The sequence below is a fragment of the Streptomyces sp. NPDC052101 genome (genome assembly GCF_040680235.1).
Classification (GTDB): domain Bacteria; phylum Actinomycetota; class Actinomycetes; order Streptomycetales; family Streptomycetaceae; genus Streptomyces.
In genome coordinates, this window is record NZ_JBFAWH010000006.1 from 213,680 (window position 1) to 230,694 (window position 17,015).

General features: G+C 72.8%; 18 protein-coding genes. 16 read left to right on the forward strand and 2 right to left on the reverse strand.

Annotated elements, in window-relative coordinates:
* Window positions 1-112: 112 nt before the first annotated feature.
* Window positions 113-2,473 carry an arylsulfatase gene (locus AB0L75_RS14325; protein ID WP_365180336.1) on the forward strand — a complete coding sequence of 787 codons (2,361 nt, stop codon included), beginning with the start codon at window positions 113-115 and terminating at the stop codon, window positions 2,471-2,473.
* A 20-nt stretch (window positions 2,474-2,493) separates the two neighbouring features.
* On the opposite strand, the gene AB0L75_RS14330 is transcribed toward AB0L75_RS14325, so the two are convergent.
* Window positions 2,494-2,805, reverse strand: coding sequence for a hypothetical protein (locus AB0L75_RS14330; protein ID WP_365180338.1), 312 nt, complete (start codon window positions 2,803-2,805; stop codon window positions 2,494-2,496).
* 139 nt (window positions 2,806-2,944) lie between these two features.
* Between AB0L75_RS14330 and AB0L75_RS14335 the strand changes: the two genes are divergently transcribed.
* The 6 genes from AB0L75_RS14335 to AB0L75_RS14360 all read left to right on the forward strand — a co-directional run bounded on the left by AB0L75_RS14335 (window position 2,945) and on the right by AB0L75_RS14360 (window position 8,219).
* Window positions 2,945-3,601, forward strand: a complete 657-nt coding sequence (locus tag AB0L75_RS14335) for a hypothetical protein (RefSeq protein ID WP_365180341.1) — start codon at window positions 2,945-2,947, stop codon at window positions 3,599-3,601.
* The gene (locus tag AB0L75_RS14340) at window positions 3,601-4,194 is read left to right on the forward strand and encodes a cadmium resistance transporter (protein WP_365180344.1); all 594 of its coding nucleotides are present in this window, start codon (window positions 3,601-3,603) and stop codon (window positions 4,192-4,194) included. The genes AB0L75_RS14335 and AB0L75_RS14340 overlap by 1 nt, the downstream gene beginning before the upstream one ends.
* 50 nt (window positions 4,195-4,244) lie before the next feature.
* Window positions 4,245-4,766, forward strand: coding sequence for a hypothetical protein (locus tag AB0L75_RS14345; RefSeq protein WP_365180347.1), 522 nt, complete (start codon window positions 4,245-4,247; stop codon window positions 4,764-4,766).
* 170 nt (window positions 4,767-4,936) lie between these two features.
* A complete protein-coding gene (sulP, locus tag AB0L75_RS14350) occupies window positions 4,937-6,607 on the forward strand; it encodes a sulfate permease (protein WP_365180350.1) in 1,671 nt (556 codons plus the stop codon).
* A gap of 129 nt (window positions 6,608-6,736) precedes the next feature.
* A complete protein-coding gene (locus AB0L75_RS14355; RefSeq protein ID WP_365180353.1) occupies window positions 6,737-7,393 on the forward strand; it encodes a CBS domain-containing protein in 657 nt (218 codons plus the stop codon).
* 118 nt (window positions 7,394-7,511) lie between these two features.
* Window positions 7,512-8,219, forward strand: coding sequence for a response regulator transcription factor (locus AB0L75_RS14360; protein WP_365180356.1), 708 nt, complete (start codon window positions 7,512-7,514; stop codon window positions 8,217-8,219).
* 3 nt (window positions 8,220-8,222) lie between these two features.
* On the opposite strand, the gene AB0L75_RS14365 is transcribed toward AB0L75_RS14360, so the two are convergent.
* Window positions 8,223-9,107, reverse strand: coding sequence for a CBS domain-containing protein (locus tag AB0L75_RS14365; protein WP_365180359.1), 885 nt, complete (start codon window positions 9,105-9,107; stop codon window positions 8,223-8,225).
* A 175-nt stretch (window positions 9,108-9,282) separates the two neighbouring features.
* Here AB0L75_RS14365 and AB0L75_RS14370 point away from each other — a divergent pair, with 175 nt between their 5' ends.
* The 9 genes from AB0L75_RS14370 to AB0L75_RS14410 are packed head-to-tail and all read left to right on the forward strand — an operon-like array spanning window position 9,283 to window position 16,955.
* Window positions 9,283-9,720: a hypothetical protein gene (locus AB0L75_RS14370; protein ID WP_365180362.1), complete on the forward strand. Its 438-nt coding sequence runs from the start codon at window positions 9,283-9,285 to the stop codon at window positions 9,718-9,720.
* Window positions 9,717-10,640: a hypothetical protein gene (locus tag AB0L75_RS14375; RefSeq protein ID WP_365180365.1), complete on the forward strand. Its 924-nt coding sequence runs from the start codon at window positions 9,717-9,719 to the stop codon at window positions 10,638-10,640. Before AB0L75_RS14370 ends, AB0L75_RS14375 begins: the two co-directional genes overlap by 4 nt.
* Complete coding sequence (locus AB0L75_RS14380; RefSeq protein ID WP_365180368.1) at window positions 10,627-12,051, forward strand: V-type ATPase 116kDa subunit family protein; 1,425 nt, start codon at window positions 10,627-10,629, stop codon at window positions 12,049-12,051. Before AB0L75_RS14375 ends, AB0L75_RS14380 begins: the two co-directional genes overlap by 14 nt.
* Window positions 12,052-12,055: 4 nt before the next feature.
* Window positions 12,056-12,469 carry an ATP synthase subunit C gene (locus AB0L75_RS14385; protein WP_365180371.1) on the forward strand — a complete coding sequence of 138 codons (414 nt, stop codon included), beginning with the start codon at window positions 12,056-12,058 and terminating at the stop codon, window positions 12,467-12,469.
* Window positions 12,466-12,699, forward strand: a complete 234-nt coding sequence (locus AB0L75_RS14390; RefSeq protein ID WP_365180374.1) for a V-type ATP synthase subunit F — start codon at window positions 12,466-12,468, stop codon at window positions 12,697-12,699. The genes AB0L75_RS14385 and AB0L75_RS14390 overlap by 4 nt, the downstream gene beginning before the upstream one ends.
* A complete protein-coding gene (locus tag AB0L75_RS14395; RefSeq protein ID WP_365180377.1) occupies window positions 12,696-13,205 on the forward strand; it encodes a hypothetical protein in 510 nt (169 codons plus the stop codon). The genes AB0L75_RS14390 and AB0L75_RS14395 overlap by 4 nt, the downstream gene beginning before the upstream one ends.
* The gene (locus AB0L75_RS14400; RefSeq protein ID WP_365180380.1) at window positions 13,202-14,941 is read left to right on the forward strand and encodes a V-type ATP synthase subunit A; all 1,740 of its coding nucleotides are present in this window, start codon (window positions 13,202-13,204) and stop codon (window positions 14,939-14,941) included. The genes AB0L75_RS14395 and AB0L75_RS14400 overlap by 4 nt, the downstream gene beginning before the upstream one ends.
* Window positions 14,938-16,338: a V-type ATP synthase subunit B gene (locus tag AB0L75_RS14405; RefSeq protein ID WP_365180383.1), complete on the forward strand. Its 1,401-nt coding sequence runs from the start codon at window positions 14,938-14,940 to the stop codon at window positions 16,336-16,338. Before AB0L75_RS14400 ends, AB0L75_RS14405 begins: the two co-directional genes overlap by 4 nt.
* The gene (locus AB0L75_RS14410; RefSeq protein WP_365180386.1) at window positions 16,335-16,955 is read left to right on the forward strand and encodes a V-type ATP synthase subunit D; all 621 of its coding nucleotides are present in this window, start codon (window positions 16,335-16,337) and stop codon (window positions 16,953-16,955) included. Before AB0L75_RS14405 ends, AB0L75_RS14410 begins: the two co-directional genes overlap by 4 nt.
* Window positions 16,956-17,015: the final 60 nt, after the last annotated feature.

Consider the following 17,015-nt stretch of genomic DNA (forward strand, 5'->3'; position numbering starts at 1 on the left):
GCGGCGATCCCAGCCACGTCGACATGGTCACAGCGGTGCCTCTCATCCATCCCCCACAGATCGTGTGCCGGCCATGGGCACCGGGTGCCGGGTCGGTGGGACGGAGGGCGTCATGTCGCAACCGTCGTGGAAGGAATACCAGCCGGGGGCAGCGTTTCCGGGGGTGATCGGGCGGACGGCTGAGGAGTCACAGCCGGCGTGGCCGCAGCCGCTGCGGGCGGCGCCGGGGGCGCCGAACGTGCTGTTCATCGTGCTGGACGACACCGGGTACGGGCAACTGGGCTGCTACGGAAGCCCGATCGCCACCCCCAACCTGGACGCCCTGGCCGAGGGCGGGCTGCTGTACAACAACATGCACACCACCGCCCTGTGCTCACCGTCGCGGTCGTGCATCATCACCGGCCGAAATCACCACGCCAACGGCATGGCCGGCGTGACAGAGATGGCCACCGGATTTCCGGGGTACAACGGGCAGATCCCGTTCGAGAACGGGTTCGTCTCCGAGATGCTGGTGCAGCACGGCTACAACACCTACATGATCGGCAAGTGGCACCTGATGCCCTCCGAGCAGGAGTCCGCGGCCGGCCCGTACGACCGCTGGCCGCTGGGACGGGGCTTCGAGCGGTTCTACGGCTTCCTCGGCGGAGACACCAGCCAGTGGTATCCGGAACTGGTCTACGACAACCACCAGGTCGAGCCTCCGGCCACTCCCGAGCAGGGCTACCATCTGACCCCCGACCTGGTGGACAGGGCAATGGCGTTCATCGCCGACGCCAAGCAGGTCGCCCCGGACAAGCCCTTCTTCCTGAACTTCTGCACGGGCGCCACCCACGCCCCGCACCACGTGCCCAAGGAGTGGGCGGACCGCTACCGGGGCCGGTTCGACGAGGGCTGGGACGCCTACCGCGAGCAGACCTTCGCCCGGCAGAAGGACCTCGGCGTCGCCCCCGCCGACGCCGTGCTCTCCCGCCACGACCCCGACGTGCCCGCGTGGGACTCCCTGAGCGATGACGCGCGGCGCCTGGCGGCCCGCATGATGGAGGTCTACGCCGGCTTCCTCAGCCACACCGACCACCACATCGGCCGGCTGCTGGACTTCCTGAAGGAGACCGGCGAGCTCGACAACACCCTGGTCATGGTGGTGTCCGACAACGGCGCGAGCCCCGAGGGCGGAGTGACCGGGACGGCCAACGAGGCGCAGTTCTTCAACAACGCGCCCGAGCCGCTTCAGGACAGCCTGCGCTCCATCGACGAACTGGGCGGTCCCAGCACCTTCAACCACTACCCGTGGGGCTGGACCTGGGCCGGCAACACCCCGTTCAGGAGGTGGAAGCGGGAGACCTATCGTGGCGGTGCCAGCGACCCGTTCCTGGTCCACTGGCCGCACGGCTTCAGCGCGCGCGGGGAGATCCGCACCCAGTACGCGCACCTGGTCGACATGGTCCCCACGGTGCTCGACGCCCTGGGCATCGAGCCCCCGGCCAGCATCCGGGGTGTGACCCAGTCTCCGCTGCACGGGGTGAGCTTCGCCCGCACCTTCGACGACGCCGCCGCGCCGAGCGACCACCACACCCAGTACTTCGAGATGATCGGCCACCGCGCCATCGACCACGACGGCTGGCGGGCCGTCTGCCCCTGGCCCGGCCCGTCGTTCGCCGAGGCCGGCCGCCCCTTCGGCACCCCGATCACCGTGCAGGACCTCTCCGACCTGGACGCCCACCACTGGGAGCTGTACCACGTCGACGCCGACTTCGCCGAGACCCGCGACCTCGCGGCCGAGCAGCGCGACAAGCTGCTGGAGATGGTGGCCCTGTGGTACGTGGAGGCCGGCAAGTACAACGTGCTGCCTATCGACGGCAGCGGAGTGCAGCGGATGATGACCCAGCGGCCCCAGATCACCACGGCCCGTACCAACTACACCTTCCGCCTCGGCACACAGAGCCTCCCGGCGGCGGTCGCCCCGCGCGTGCTCAACCGCCCGCACAGCATCACCGCCCAGGTCGACAACCCGGCCGGCGGCGCTGAAGGCGTACTGCTCTGCCAGGGCACCGACGCGGGCGGCTTCACACTGTTCCTCAAGGACGGCCGGCTGCGCTACACCCACAACTACGTCCGCCGCGCCCTCTACCGTCTGGCCACCCCGGACCCCGTGCCCGAGGGCAGCCATGAGCTGCGCTTCGAGTTCGAGCCCACGGGCGAGCCCGACATCCAGCACGGCAAGGGCACTCCGGGCAAGGCGCAGCTCTACATCGACCGCACGCTCGCGGCCGAGACGGCCATCCCCGTCACCACTCCGGTCATGTTCAACCCCGGCAGCATGACCTGCGGCAGCAACCCCGGCTCCGCCGTGGACCCCGAGTACACCTCACCGTTCCCCTTCACCGGCACGCTGCACAACGTGAGCGTGGACCTGTCCGGGGAACTGATCACCGACATCCACAGCGAGATGCGCATGCACATGGCCCGTCAGTAACCGGGCCGACCCGTAGCCGCTCAGCCGGCCTCGTCCAGGAGCCATCCGAGCCGGATGTCGAACCACATCCGCTCTTCCTCCCACGCCCGGACGGCGCCCACGAGCCGGCGGCTCAGCCCGGTGAGGGTCCACGACCGCCAGCGGCGGCCCGCCAGGGAGGCCACCAGCACAGCGAGTCGTTCCTCCCTGACCTCCAGGCCCGGATCGAGGGGTCGGGCACGGTCCATCGCGGCCAGCGCACGGCGGCACAACGACTCGGCCGTGAACGACCGCCAGGCGAGGGGCGCCAGCGCCTCGCACACCGCGGCCACACGGACGTCGTCGGCAGCCATCGGCGCCACCCTCCTTGCACAGTCCACCTATAAACGCACCAAAACCCTAGATTGCGTCATGTTAGGCATCCAAACCGTCCATCAGTCCCGAACGTGGTCGGCGTCACGCCCGGGGCGGTGGACAGGGGGAGGAGGAACGGTGAAGAAGACGCCACGGGGCAGTTCACTGCAGACCCCTCGGGCAGCCGGGCTGGCGGGGATCGTGTTCGCTCTGGTCCTGGCCGCCGTCATCGTCCTGGTGCGCAGCGCGATTCCGGGCGGGCCGGGACAGGGAGAAGCCTGGCTGGGCTCATGGCTGGGCAGATCCGGCAGTCGGGACGCGGCGCGGGCGGCGCTGACGGTGCTGCCGTTCGCCGGTATCGCCTTCCTGTGGTTCATGGGGGCAGTGCGCAGTTACTTCGGGGATGCGGAGGACAAGTTCTTCGCCACCGTCTTCCTCGGCAGTGGCCTGCTCTTCGTCGCGGCGCTGTTCGGGCTGGCCGCGGGTGCGGGCGGCCTGCTCGCCGCCTCCGGTGGTCATCGGACGGGGACGGGGCTGCTCGTGTGGGAGTACGGACGGGACTCCTCCTTCACCCTCCTGAGCGATTACTGCATGCGGATGGCCGCGGTATTCGCCGCGTGCACCTCGACGATCGGGCGCCGGCTCGGTGTCTTTCCGCGCTGGCTCGTCCTGCTCGGCTACCTCATCGCCGTCATCCTGTTGTTCGTCGTACCCGCCTCGGCATGGTTCGAACTGACGTTCCCCCTGTGGGTACTGCTGGTCAGCATCCACTTGCTGGTGGCGGCCGGGCCCTGATGACCGGGATGCTCGGCACGGCCGGGACGGCGGTCGTGATGTTCGCCGGCACCAACGTCGACGACCTCGTCGTGGTGACAGTGCTGTTCCTGGCCAGCCGCACGGACGGGCGGCCCGCGACGCGAGAGATCTGGGCGGGGCAGTACGCCGGGCTCGCGTTGCTGTCCGGGGTCTCCTTCACTGCGGCCCTCGGCCTCGCGACGGTTTCCGAGGGGTGGCTGGGCCTGCTCGGGCTCGTGGCGTTCGGCCTGGGCGTACGGGGTCTTGTGGCCGCCGTGCGAGGAGGAGGCCGGGCCGACGAAGCGACGCGGGGCGGCGGGACGATGTCCGTGACCCTGCTCACCGTCGTGACCGGAACCGACAACATCTCCGTCTACACCCCGGCCTTCCGGGTCTCCGGGCCCGCGGCGACCGCCGTGATCCTGATCGTGTTCGCGGCCGGGGTGGCCGTGTGGTGTCTGGCGGGGGCGTGGCTGAGTTCCCGCGCGAGCGCGGCCGCGGCCGTCGAACGCCAGGTGCGGTGGGTGGTGCCGTGTGTGTTCATCGCCGCCGGCGCCGTCGTCATGGCCACCACGGCCGGCCGGCTGCTGTAGGGGACGGCCTTCGTCGTGCGCTGCGCGGTGCTTCCGGCAATCCTGGAAGTGTGCCCAGCGTCCTCTCCCGGAGCGGCGCCACCGCATGGCACCGTCCGGACCGGCCGCGGACCGACTACACGGGTGCGATCTACGGCGCGCTCCTGGCCGCGTCCGTCATAGCCGGGACCGGCGCGTTCGGTCCTTTTCCCCGCCTCGGGCTCGTGCTGCTCCTCCTCGTCACCGGCATCGTGTTCTGGGCCGCGCACGTCTACGCCCGTCTGGCCGGCGAACGGATACACGGGGAACTGCTGACTTGGGACGAGGTACGCGGAGTGGCCCGCGACGAGTGGCCGATGGTCCAGGCCGCCGTTCCCCCGGCCATCGCGGTGGCGATCAGTCCCCTGCTGGGGCTGGGACTCGCCGGAACGGCTTGGTTCGCCCTCGGTGTCGCCTTGGCGGAGCAGGTCCTGTGGGCGTCCGTCGCCGCCGTGCGCGCCGGCGCCTCCCGCCGACTCGTGGCGGTCTCAGGCCTGGTGAACCTCGTGTTCGGCCTGATCATCGTCGTCGCCAAGACCGCCATCCATCACTGACCGGACGGCCATGGGGGCGGAACGGCCCTGTCGACGGCGCTATGGGGAGCGCAGTGTGGAAGCGACGGGTGAGACGGGAGACCCGTACACCGGTGGATACCGGAAGCGGACCACGAGGGACGGCGCATGACGGAAAGCGCGGGCGGGCGGTGCCGGGGAGACGGCGTTTGATGCCCGGGCTCGACACCCTGCTCGTACGACGGCCGGCCTGGGTCAGAAGCGATCTGCCCGCAGGCATGACGGTCGCTGCCTATCTCGTTCCCCAGGTCATGGCGTACGCGGCGGTGGCCGGGCTGCCGCCGGTCGCCGGACTGTGGGCGGTCCTGCCCGCCCTCGCCCTGTACGCGCTGCTCGGCACCTCACGCCTGCTGTCGGTCGGCCCCGAGTCCACCACCGCGTTGATGACGGCCACGGTCGTGGGTCCCCTCGCTACCGGTGACCCCGGACGCTACGCCTCGCTGGCGGCCGCTCTCGCCGTCACGGTCGGCCTGCTGTGCCTGGCTGCCAGGGCGGTCCGCCTCGGCTTCCTCGCGGACCTGCTCTCCCGCCCGGTGCTGATCGGCTATCTCGCCGGGGTCGCCGTACTCATGGCGGTCGATCAGCTGCCCCGGCTCACGGGCGTGCCCGCCGGAAGTCCCGACTTCTTGCCCCAACTGACATCATTTTTCACCCACTTGTCACAGATCCACCCGGCCACCGCGGCCCTGTCCGCCGCCGTCCTGGTGTTCCTCTTCGCCGTGGCCCGATTCCTCCCCGCGCTGCCCGGACCGCTGCTCGCCGTGGTGCTCGCGACGGCCGCCGTGGTCACGTTCGGCCTCGACACCCGGTACGGGGTCACGGTCATCGGCACGGTGCCCTCCGGGCTTCCGGACGTCTCGCTGCCGGATCTCGGCGAGCTGCCCCGTCTGGTGCTGCCCGCGCTCGGTGTGCTCGTGGTGGCGTACACCGACATGATCCTGACCGGGCGGGCGTTCGCGCACCGCCGCGACGCGGAAACGCGCACGCTCGATTCGGACCGGGAGTTCCTGGCCCTGGGCGCGGCCAACCTGGGCGCCGGGATGCTCCACGGCTTCCCCGTGAGCAGCAGCGCCAGCCGTACGGCGCTCGCGGCCTCGGCGGGCGCCCGCAGCCAGGCGTACTCGCTGGTCGCGGGGGCGGTCGTGCTGGCCGTCCTGCTGTTCCTCAGACCGCTGCTGACCCGCATGCCGGCCGCCGTGCTCGGCACACTCGTCGTGTACGCCGCGGCCCGCATGATCGACGTCGCGGGCTTCCGCCGGCTCGCATCCTTCCGGCGCCGCGAACTTCTCCTCGCCCTCGGCTGCCTGGCGGGCGTACTCGCCCTCGGCATCCTGTACGGCGTTCTCGTGGCCGTCGGGCTGTCGGTCGCCGAACTGCTCACGCGGGTGGCCCGGCCGCACGACGCGGTCGAGGGCCTGGTGCCCGGGGTGGCCGGCATGCACGACGTCGACGACTACCCGCAGGCGCGGACAATCCCGGGGCTGCTCGTGTACCGCTACGACTCACCGCTCTTCTTCGCCAACGCCGACGATTTCCACCGCCGGGCACTGGCCGCCGTCGACGAACAGACGGAACCGGTGCGCTGGTTCGTGCTCAATACCGAGGCCAATGTCGAGGTCGACATCACAGCCCTCGACGCCGTCGACGACCTGCGCCGGGAGCTGACAGGCCGCGGCATCGCGTTCGCCCTCGCCCGGGTCAAGCAGGACCTGCTGGACGACCTGGAGGCCTACGGCCTGGCGGAGTCCGTCGGCGCCGAGCGCATCTTCCCGACCCTGCCCACGGCGGTGGCGGCGTACCGGGCGTGGTGCGGCACTCAGTGACCGCCGCCCGAGTCCTGGCGGGCCGAAGCCGGGCGGCCCGCCCGCAGGGCCGGGTGGCCCCTGTCCACGCCTGCCGCACTGGCACAGGCTGGTAAGGGCAGGACCGACACAGATCTCACGGAGTTCACCATGTACGGCACCCCGCACACCGTCAGCGATGTCATGACCCAGACGGTCGCCGCCATCGGCCGTCGGGCCCCCTTCAAGGAGATCGTGCAGCTGATGCAGGACTGGAAGGTCAGCGCCCTCCCGGTGATCGAGGGTGAGGGCCGGGTGGTCGGTGTGGTCTCCGAGGCCGACCTGCTGCCCAAGGAGGAGCTGAGGGACGACCCGGACGCGGCCTACCTGCAACTGCGTCAGCCGGTCGACGTGGCGAAGGCCGGGGCGGCCACCGCGGGCGACCTGATGTCCGCCCCTGCCCTCACCGTCCGGGCGAACGCCACGGTCGCCGAGGCCGCGCGGATCATGGCGCGGGGCGGGGTCAAACGGCTGCCCGTCGTCGACGAGGCCGGGCTGCTCCAGGGGATCGTCAGCCGTGCCGACCTGCTCAAGGTCTTCCTCCGCGACGACGAGGACATCGCCGCGGAGGTCCGGCGCGAGATCGTGTCGCACCTCTTCCCGCTGTCGTCCGCGGCCGTCCAGGTGGAGGTGCAGGACGGAGTCGTCACGCTGACCGGCCGCATCCGCGACAGCGCTCTGGTCCCGGTGGCCGCGCGCCTGGTGCGGGCCGTGGAGGGCGTGGTGGACGTGCAGTTCGACCTCGCGCACGAGACGACCATGCGGTGACTGACAACCATGGAGGGACTGAGGCCGGTCGGCCCTGGTGCCTACAGCACCCACTGGGCCATGATCGGCTTCACGGACAGTCCGCAATCCGTCCGTCACCGGGGAACGAAGGGTCGTCATGACCGAGCCACGCACCTTCACCGCGCAGGACCCGATCCGTGTGTTCCTGCTGGACGACCACGAAGTCGTCCGGCGCGGACTGACCGATCTGCTCGACGCCGAACCGGACATCAGCGTGGTCGGCGACGCGGACACCGCCGAGCACGCGCTCATCCGCGGTCCGGCGCTACGCCCGGACGTCGCCGTGCTCGACGTCCGCCTGCCCGACGGGGACGGCATCACGGTCTGCCGCGAACTGCGCGACCGGATGCCCAAAGTGGCGTGTCTGATGCTGACGTCCTTCGACGACGAGGAAGCCCTGCTGGACGCGATCATGGCCGGAGCGTCCGGCTACGTCCTGAAGCAGATCAAGGGCTCCGACCTCGTCGCGGCGGTACGGACCGTCGCCTCGGGGCAGTCGATGCTCGACCCCGCCACCACCGCTCGCCTCATGCACTCCCTGCGGACCCCGGCCGCGACCCCCTCGCTGCCGTCGGAGCTCGCGGCCCTGTCGCCCCGGGAACGGGACATCCTCGCCCTCATCGGCGACGGACTGACCAACCGGGAGATCGGCAAGAAGCTGTACCTGTCCGAGAAGACCGTCAAGAACCACATCTCGCGGATGCTGTCCAAGCTCGGTGTCCAGCGTCGCGTGCAGGCGGCGGTCCTCGCGTCCCACCTGGAGCCACCGGGCGCGGCGGGGCGTGAGGACCACGGGGACCACTGAGTCTCAGACCGCGGTGAGCAGGTTCTTGATCTCGGCCACGTCGGCGATCGTCTCGACCTCGGCCACGATCCGGGATCCGGTCGCCGACGGCACCCGGCCCGCCAGCTCGACGATTCCGTCGTGCACGGTCACCTCGACGGCCTTGAAGTCACCGGGGGTGCAGACGGCCCGGATGCTGTCCTCGACCTCCGCCTGTATGGCGGCATCGTCCCTGATCAGGGCCCGAAGCAACGCGTCACGGCCCACGGCACCGACCAGCCGGTCCTGGCTGTCCGTGACCGGAATCCGCTTCAGTCTGGACAGCGCGGCGAGCCAGGCGGCCTCGGCGACGGTCGCACCGGGCAGCACCGTGATCGCGGGGCTGGTCATCAGATCGGCCGCCGTCTCGCCCTTGGACTTGCCGTACAGGCGCCGCTCCCGCAGCCTGCCCACGCGCCCTGGGCGGTGACCGGAGGCTTCGAACGCGACCTTCGCCAGCAGATCCGACTCAGAGACGACCCCGACCACCCGGTCGTCGGCGTCCACCACCGGTAGGGCACCGACCTGCTCACGCGCGAGCAGCCGGGCGATGTCCCGGTATGGCAGGTCGTCCCGCAGGGAGGCCGCGGGCACGTCCATGACGTCCCGCACGAGCGGGATCCCGGCGTCGGGCGCCCGGCCGGGCCGCTGCGCGGACGGTGTGGCCTGTGGCGCCGGGCGGGAGGCACCGCTCTCCCGTGCCGGCGGCGGCTGCTCCTCGGCCCCCGCGTGTTTCGCCGCGGCGGCGGCCACGGCGCCCAGATAGCGGACCAGCATCTCCTGCCGTTTGTCCTCGCCGGGGCTCCAGGGGCGGGAGGGCAGGGTCCGCCGGGCCTCGGCCTGTGCGGAGAAGTGCGTGTGCTCGTTCACGGCGGCCTCCGGACTCCGTCGGGTTGCCTACCGTTCCAGTCTTCCGCTTCACCGCCGCCCGCCTAGTGCCGAACGGCCCTGGTGGGACGGCGTGGCGGCCCTACCCAGTGCGGGCCGGGACGGGGACGGTGACACTGAAGGAGCAGCCGACAGCCGACGATCAGGAGGCTGGCCGATGAGCCTGCGGGACTTCCTGGAGCGGTTCCGTCCGACCGGTACACCAGGCGCGGCCGCCACCGGCGTACCCGCCGACCGGGCGGCGGAGCGCGCCGCCGAACTGGAGCCCGCCCTCAACCAGCTGACAGCCGTTCAGCAGGAGGCCGCCCGGATCCGTGCGGCGGCGGACGAGGCTGCCGGGAGGCTCCGGCGGGACGCGGCACGGGAGGCGGAGGGCATCGTGGCGGCGGCCCGGGAGCGGGCTCCGGAGCTACGACGCCAGGCCGCGGCACCCGTCCTGCGGGACGCGCTCCGCGAGGCGGACGCCGTCCGCGCCGCCGGTGACCGGGCCGCCGCAGAGGTACGGGAGCGGGCACGCGAGCGCATGCCCGCTCTGGTGGACCGGGCGGTGGCCGACGCGCTGCGCCTGGCGACCGGGGCGGGCGCGGCGCCATGAGCGCCGGATGGGTGGGCGGAGCGGTCCGGGCCCGGACCCTGGTCGACCGGTACCCCGGTGCCGCCGGAGCGCGGGAGCTCGCGTCCTGCGCGACCCTCGGCGAGGCGCTGCAAGCGCTGGCCGACACACCGTACGCGAAGTACACGCGAGCCACGGCCGGACTGCCCGGGACCCAGCGGGCCGTGTCCGCGACGCTGCTGTGGCATGTAAGGGTGCTGGCGGGCTGGCTGCCGCCGGGCGGGGCCCGTCTGCTCGTTCCACTGGTCTCGGGGTTCGAGGTGGCCAACGTGGCCGCCCGGCTGTCCGCTCCGGACACGCCGTACGCCCTCGAACCGTACCGGCTCGGGGCACTGGAGACGGCCTGGCGGCGCCTGGCAGAGGCCGGGAACCCCGCTGATCTGCGCGCCGCGCTCGCCGCCTCCCCGTGGGGCGATCCGGGCGGCGACACGCCCTGGGCCCTGGTCACCGGCATGCGGATGGCCGCCGCGCGGCGCACCGCCGTCGCCGTACCGCAGGCGCGGAACTGGGCCGTCGGACGTGCGGCACTGCTGACGGCGCGTGAACTGTACGTGCATGGCCGCTCCCTGCCGGAGCCGGTGCGGCACGATGCGGCCCGGCTCCTCGGGACGCGTGCGCCGGCTGCGCCCTCGTACGAGGAGTTCCGCACCAGCCTGCCGACGCCCGCCCGGTCGCTGCTGGCGGACGTCGCGGAGCCGGACGAGCTGTGGCGCGCCGAGGCTCGCTGGTGGCGCAGGGTCCTGGACGACGGCACCGCCATGCTGCGGGGCGGCCGGTACGGACCCCGTGTGGTCGTCGGCGCGGTCGCGGTGCTGTCCGTGGACGCCTGGCGGGTGCGGGCGGCCCTGGAGTCGGCGGCCCGGGGCGGGCGGCTCGGGGAGGTGTTCGATGCCCTGGACTGAGGGGTTGACACCGGTCCGGATGCGCCGGGTGGCGGTGGTCGTGCCGCAGGCGGCGCTGCGGGACGCGCTCGTGCGGATCGCCGAAGCGGGGTGTGTGGAGCTGGACCGCGTGGAGGAGGCGGTTCCCGGGCCTGCGGGCCTGCGGCTGCGCCGACTGCGGGGACATGGCGAACCTGCCGGGTCGGAGGGGGGTGGTACGACCTTCCTGGCGGTGGCCGCCCCGGATCTGGACCAGCTGGAAGAGCGGCGGGATGTCGGCCTGTTGGCCGGCGAGGCCCAGCTGGAGGAGCGTGCGGAGGGCGCTGTACGGCGCGGGGACGTGGCGGCGCTCGCCGGGTGGTGCCCGGCTGCCGAGGTGCCGCGCGTCGCGGCGCCGCTGGCAGCGGCGGGCGGCGCACTGGTGCCGCTGCGGTCCCCGCGCGGCACCGATCCCCCGACGCTGCTCCGGCCGTCCGGGCCGGTGTCGTTCACGCCGCTGGTGACGACGTACGGCACGCCGGCGTACGCGGACCTCGACCCGTCGTGGCCGGCGGGCCTCGCCTGGGTCACGATGTTCGGGATCATGTTCGGTGACGTCGGCCACGGGGCACTGCTCCTGCTCGGCGCGCTGATGCTGCGCCTCGGCCGGCCTCGGCGGCTCGCCCGGCTGCGCCGGCTGTGGCCGTTCCTCGCGGGCGCCGGGCTGGCCTCGATGCTCGCGGGCGCTGCCTACGGGGAGTTCTTCGGGCCGACGGGCCTGCTGCCGGTGCTGTGGCTGGCCCCGCTGGAGAACCCCGCCCGGCTCCTCGCCGCCGCAGTGGTCTTCGGGGCCGGGCTGCTGGCCCTCGCGCATGCCACGGGCGCGGTCAACCGGGTGCGGGAGGGGGGTTGGGCGTCGGCGCTGTACGCGGCGTCGGGTTTCGCCGGGCTGCTGTTCTACCTGGGGCTCGCGCTGGCCGCAGCAGGCCTCGTGCTGCACGTGCCGGCCGCTGCCGCGGGTGGGGCCGCGTGCGCGGTCGCCGGGCTGGCGCTGGCTGCGTTCGGCCTGTTCCAGGCCACCGCGGGCGGCGGCGCGGGCCTGGCCGAGACGGCCGTACGGATCTTCGACGTCGTCGTGCGCACAGGCACCAACACCCTCTCCTTCACCCGGCTAGCAGCCTTCGGGCTCACCCACGCCGCCCTCGCCGACCTGGTGCGGCGCGGTGCCACGGGCCTGGCCGGGCGAGGGGCCGCCGGGGTGGCCGGCGCAGTCTTGCTGTTCACCGTGGGGACGGCCCTCTCCTTCGGCCTGGAGGCCCTGGTGGCCGGCGTGCAGGCCCTGCGACTGGAGTTCTACGAACTCTTCTCCCGGCTCTTCGGGACGGAGGGCCGTCCGTTCCGTCCCTGGCACGTTCCGCCAGCGGATCCTGCCGACGTGCTCCTACGAAGGTGATCCCATGCTCACCTGGCTGATCGTCCTGCCGGTCCTCGTGTCGGTGCTCGGTGCCGTACGGATGCTGCGGCGGCGCCGTACCCGACACGCGTTCCGCTGGCTGCTGGCGACGAACCTCGCCCTGCTGGCGGGCGCGAGCGTCGTCCTGGCCACGGCCCTCGTCGGCCCCGCACAGGCCTCGGCCCAGGCCGCGGCCTCGGGCAGCGTCAATGGATCCGCCCTGATCGGGGCGGCCATCGCGGTGGCCGGATCCTCGATCGGCGCCGCCATCGCGGTCGCCTACACGGGAGCCGCCGCGCTCGCCGCGCTGAGCGAACGCCCGGAGATGTTCGGCCGGGCGATGGTGATCGTCGGCCTGGCCGAGGGCATCGCCGTGTACGGGCTGGTGGTCGCGATCCTGCTGATCGGGAAGGCATGACGGTGGGCACCGTGGCCGCCATCGGTGCGCGGACAAGCGTGAGCGGGCTGGCTCTGGCCGGGGTCGACGTACTGGTCGCGGAGGATCCGGACGCCGTCCGCCGGGCCTGGCAGGACCTTCCCGGCACGGTAGCCCTGGTGATCCTGACGGCGTCGGCCGCCGAATCGCTGGGGGCCACCGTGACGGAGCCGGACCCGTCCCGTCCGCTGACGGTGGTGATGCCCCGATGACGGCACCGGCCGACGCCCTGGACCCCGTACGCGCCGAACTGCTTCGCGCAGCCCGGGCCGAGGCCGAGGCCGTCCTGGGCCGGGCGCGGGCCGACGCGGACGAGACCCTGCGCCTCGCGCGCGGCACCGCGGAACAGGTGCTCGCGCAGGCCCGGGATCTCGGCGCGGCGGACGGACGCGCGGCGGCCGCCCGGGAACGGGTGCGCGCGGCCGAGGACGCCTGGGCCCGGGAACTCGCCGCCCGTGCCGAGGTCTTCGCCGATCTACGGGTCAAGACGCGCCGCGGTGTGCGCCAGGCGCTGGTCGACGGTGCGCTCCCGTCCGCCCGTTTCGCGGAGACGGCTCGGGCCTTGCTCGGCGCGGACGCGCGCATCACGGCCGTGCAGGGCGGCGGAGTGACCGCCGAGGTGCCCGGGCGCCGGCTCGACCTGTCCGCGGACACCCTCGCCGACCGCGCCCTCGCTCGGATGGGCGTGCGGATCGAGAGCCTCTGGGACCGGCCGTGACTCTCTCCGGGGCCCCAGCCGCGTTCCCGCGGATCCTGCGGGTCGCCGGGCCGTTGGTGGAGATGGAGTGCCCTGCCGCCGTGGCCATGCACGACCTCGTACTGCTCGGAGCCGATCGGCTGCCGGGCGAGGTGGTGGCCGTCCACGGCGACACGGCCACCGTCCAGGCCTACGAGTACACGGGCGGTCTGGCGCCGGGGCACCCCGTCGAATCGCGGGGCCGGCCGTTGTCGGTGCTGTTGGGGCCCGCACTGCTCGGAAGCGTCTTCGACGGCCTGCTGCGCCCCCTGTCGGGCGCCGGTGACCTGCTCCTGACCGGCGGCCCGGACCGCGCGCCGAACGTGCGCACCTGGCAGTTCACACCTCGCGTGGCCGAGGGGACATGGGTGACCGCCGGCGGCGTCCTCGGCGAGATCGCGGCGACGGTTCCCCTGCGGCTGCTCGTGCCGCCCGGCCGTTCGGGCATCGTGACCGCCGTCGCGGCGACGGGTGGGTACCCCGCTGACGCGGTGCTCGCCGTAGTGGACGGGCACGAGGTGTGCATGGCCCAGAGCTGGCCGGTTCGCAAGCCGCGCCCGGTCGCCGAGCGGCTGCCCGCCGACCTGCCGCTGCACACCGGACAGCGAGCTGTCGACCTGCTCTTCCCGGTAGCCCGCGGCAGCACGGTCGCCGTGCCCGGCGGCTTCGGCACCGGCAAGACCATGCTGCTGCAGCAGATCGCGAAGTGGTGCGACGCCGACGTGATCGTGTACGTCGGCTGCGGCGAGCGGGGCAACGAAATGGCTGACGTGATCGAGGAGTTGGCGGAACTGGTCGACCCGCGCACCGGAGGGCGGCTGTCGGAGCGCACGGTGACGATCGCGAACACCTCCAACATGCCGATGATGGCCCGTGAGGCGAGCGTGCACACGGGGGCGACCGTCGCCGAGTACTTCCGTGACATGGGCCTCGACGTCGTCGTCATCGCCGACTCGACCTCCCGATGGGCGGAGGCACTGCGCGAGTTCGCCTCCCGCATGGGCGAACTCCCCGCTGAGGAGGGCTATCCGGCGGGGCTCGCCTCCCAACTGGCTGCGTTCTACGAGCGGGCAGCGACGGTGCGCACCCTGGGCGGTGCGACCGGGTCCGTGACGGTGATCGGTGCCGTGTCCCCACCGGGCGGCGACCGCACCGAACCGGTCACCGCGCACACCGAACGGTTCGTGCGATGCCTGTGGAGCCTGGACCGCGACCTCGCCTACGCACGCCATTACCCGGCCGTCTCCTGGGTGGACTCCTTCTCCCGGGACGCCGACGTGCTGGCCACCGCGCATGCGCGCTCCGGTGACCCGGACTGGGCGGGCAGGCGGGGACGCGTGGCGCGGCTACTGGCCGAGGCTGACCGGCTGGCCGATCTGGTCGAGCTGGTCGGCATCACGGCCCTGCCACCGCGCGAGCGGATCAGCGTCCTCGCCGGGCGGCTGCTGCGCGAGGCTGTGATCCAGCAGAGCGCCCTGTCGCCGAAGGACGCCTACAGCGCTCCCGCGAAGACGGCGGTGCTCGTGGAGGCGGCCCTGACGGTGATCGACCGCTGCCTGGACCTGGTGGAATCCGGTACGGGAGCGGACGCCGTCGAGGCCGTCGACTTCACCCCGCTGCTGCGGGCCCGCGAGAGCGCCGGCCCGGCCGAGACCGCTCCGGTGGCAGCGGCCCGCGACACCGTGTTGGGACGACTGGCGGAGGCGGCGACGGCATGAGCGGGTTCGCGGACGTCGAGTACACGGGGGTGCGGGAACTGCGCGGCCCACTCGTCGTCGTGGAAGGCGTCTGCGGGGTCGGCTGGGACGAGTTCGCCACGATCGCCCTCGACTCGCGTGAACGACGCCACGGGCTGGTCCTGGAGGTGGACCGGGACCTCGCCGTGGTGCAGGTCCTGGAGGACACCGCCGGCATGGACCGCACCGGCACCCGCATCGCCTTCTCGGGCACGCCGCTGCGGATCCCGGTGGGCGCCGGTTGGCTGGGCCGGGTGTGCAACGGGCGGGGCGAACCGGCCGACGGCGGGCCGCCGGTACTGGGCGCGACGGATGCGGCGGTGGCCGGCGCGCCGATCAACCCGGTGCGCCGGGCACCGCCGAACGAGCCGGTGCTGACGGGCGTGTCCGCCGTGGACGTGCTCACCACCCTGGTGCGCGGCCAGAAGCTGCCGGTGTTCTCCGCGGCCGGGTTGCCGCACCTGGAACTGGCGGTACAGATCGCGGCCCAGGCGACCTGCGGAGGCGAGGCGTTCGCCGTCGTCTTCGCCGGCATGGGACTCACTCACGCCGACGCATCGTTCGTCCGTGCGGGACTCGCGGAGCGCTCGGCGGCACGGGAACTGGTCCTGCTGCTCAACACGGCCGACGACCCGGTCATCGAGCGGCTGCTCACCCCGCGTATCGCCCTGACGGTCGCCGAGGACTTGGCGTTCACGGAGGGCCGGCACGTCCTCGTGGTGATGACGGATATGACGGCCTACTCCGAGGCACTGCGCGAGGTGTCCGCCGCGCGCGGCGAAATCCCCGCCCGTCGTGCCTACCCCGGCTACCTGTACAGCGACCTCGCGTCCCTCTACGAGCGGTGCGGCAGAATCAGGGGCCGGCCGGGTTCGGTGACCGTCCTTCCGGTCCTCACCATGCCGGCGGGCGACATCACCCACCCCGTCCCCGATCTCACCGGCTACATCACAGAGGGGCAGATCGTGCTGTCCGCCGAGGTGTACACCACCGGGACGTATCCGCCCATCGACCCGCTGGCCTCCCTCTCGCGCCTGATGCGCAAGGGAGCCGGGGCGGGACGGACACGCGCCGATCATCCGGACGTCGCCGCGCAGCTCATCGCCGCACTCGCCCGGTCCCATCAGGTACGGGAGCTGGCAGACCTGATCGGCCGGCCGGCCCTCAGCCCGACCGACCTGCGCCATCTCGACCTGGAGGACGCCTTCCGGCAGCGGTTCCTCACCCAGGCCACGGACGAGAACCGGTCGCTGGACGACTCCCTGGACCGGGCCTGGGACGTGTTGCTGACGCTGCCGCGCAGTCAGCTCGGCATGCTCCCGGCCGACCTGCTCGACGCCCGCCAGGCTGGCGCGCAGAAGCCGGGTGAAGCACCGTGACCGGCCGCGGAAGCCGAGTACCGGCAGGCCGAGCCGGACGGCTGAGGCTGCGCCGCAACCTCGCGACAGCGCTGCGCGGAGCGGATCTGCTGGAACGCAAGCTCCGGCTGCTGACGGAGCGGGAGCGCGTGGCACGCCGTACGGCGGAGGAGGCAGGCCGGGTATGGCGGGGGCGGCTCGCCGAGGCGGACCGCTGGCTGGTGCGCGGTGTACTGCTCGGCGGTGAGGAGGCGCTGGCTGAGGCGGCGCCGGCGGACCGGGCCCGTATCGACATCGAGTGGGCCACGCTGATGGGTGTACGGCATCCGGCGACCGTCTCCTGGACGGACCCCGTCCGCTCCCCCGATGAACGGACGCCGCCGAACACCGCGCTGGCGCATGCCGAGACGGTGTACCGCGCGGCGGTCCGCGCCGCCGCGACGTACGCCGCTCACGAGACCGCGGCGGAGTTGCTCGCCGCCGAGGCCGTACGCACCCGACAGCGGGTCCGCGCCCTGCGCCGGCACTGGATCCCCCGGCTGCGGGGGGAGCTTCAGGCGGTGGAACTGGCGCTGGAGGAGGGCGAGCACGAGGAGGCGATCCGGCGCCGTTGGGCCGCTTCGCGCGGCGCCCGGTGACCGCGGCGGGAGATCGGCGGACGACGGCGGGCCCACTTGGGGCCCGCCGGTCAGAAGCGT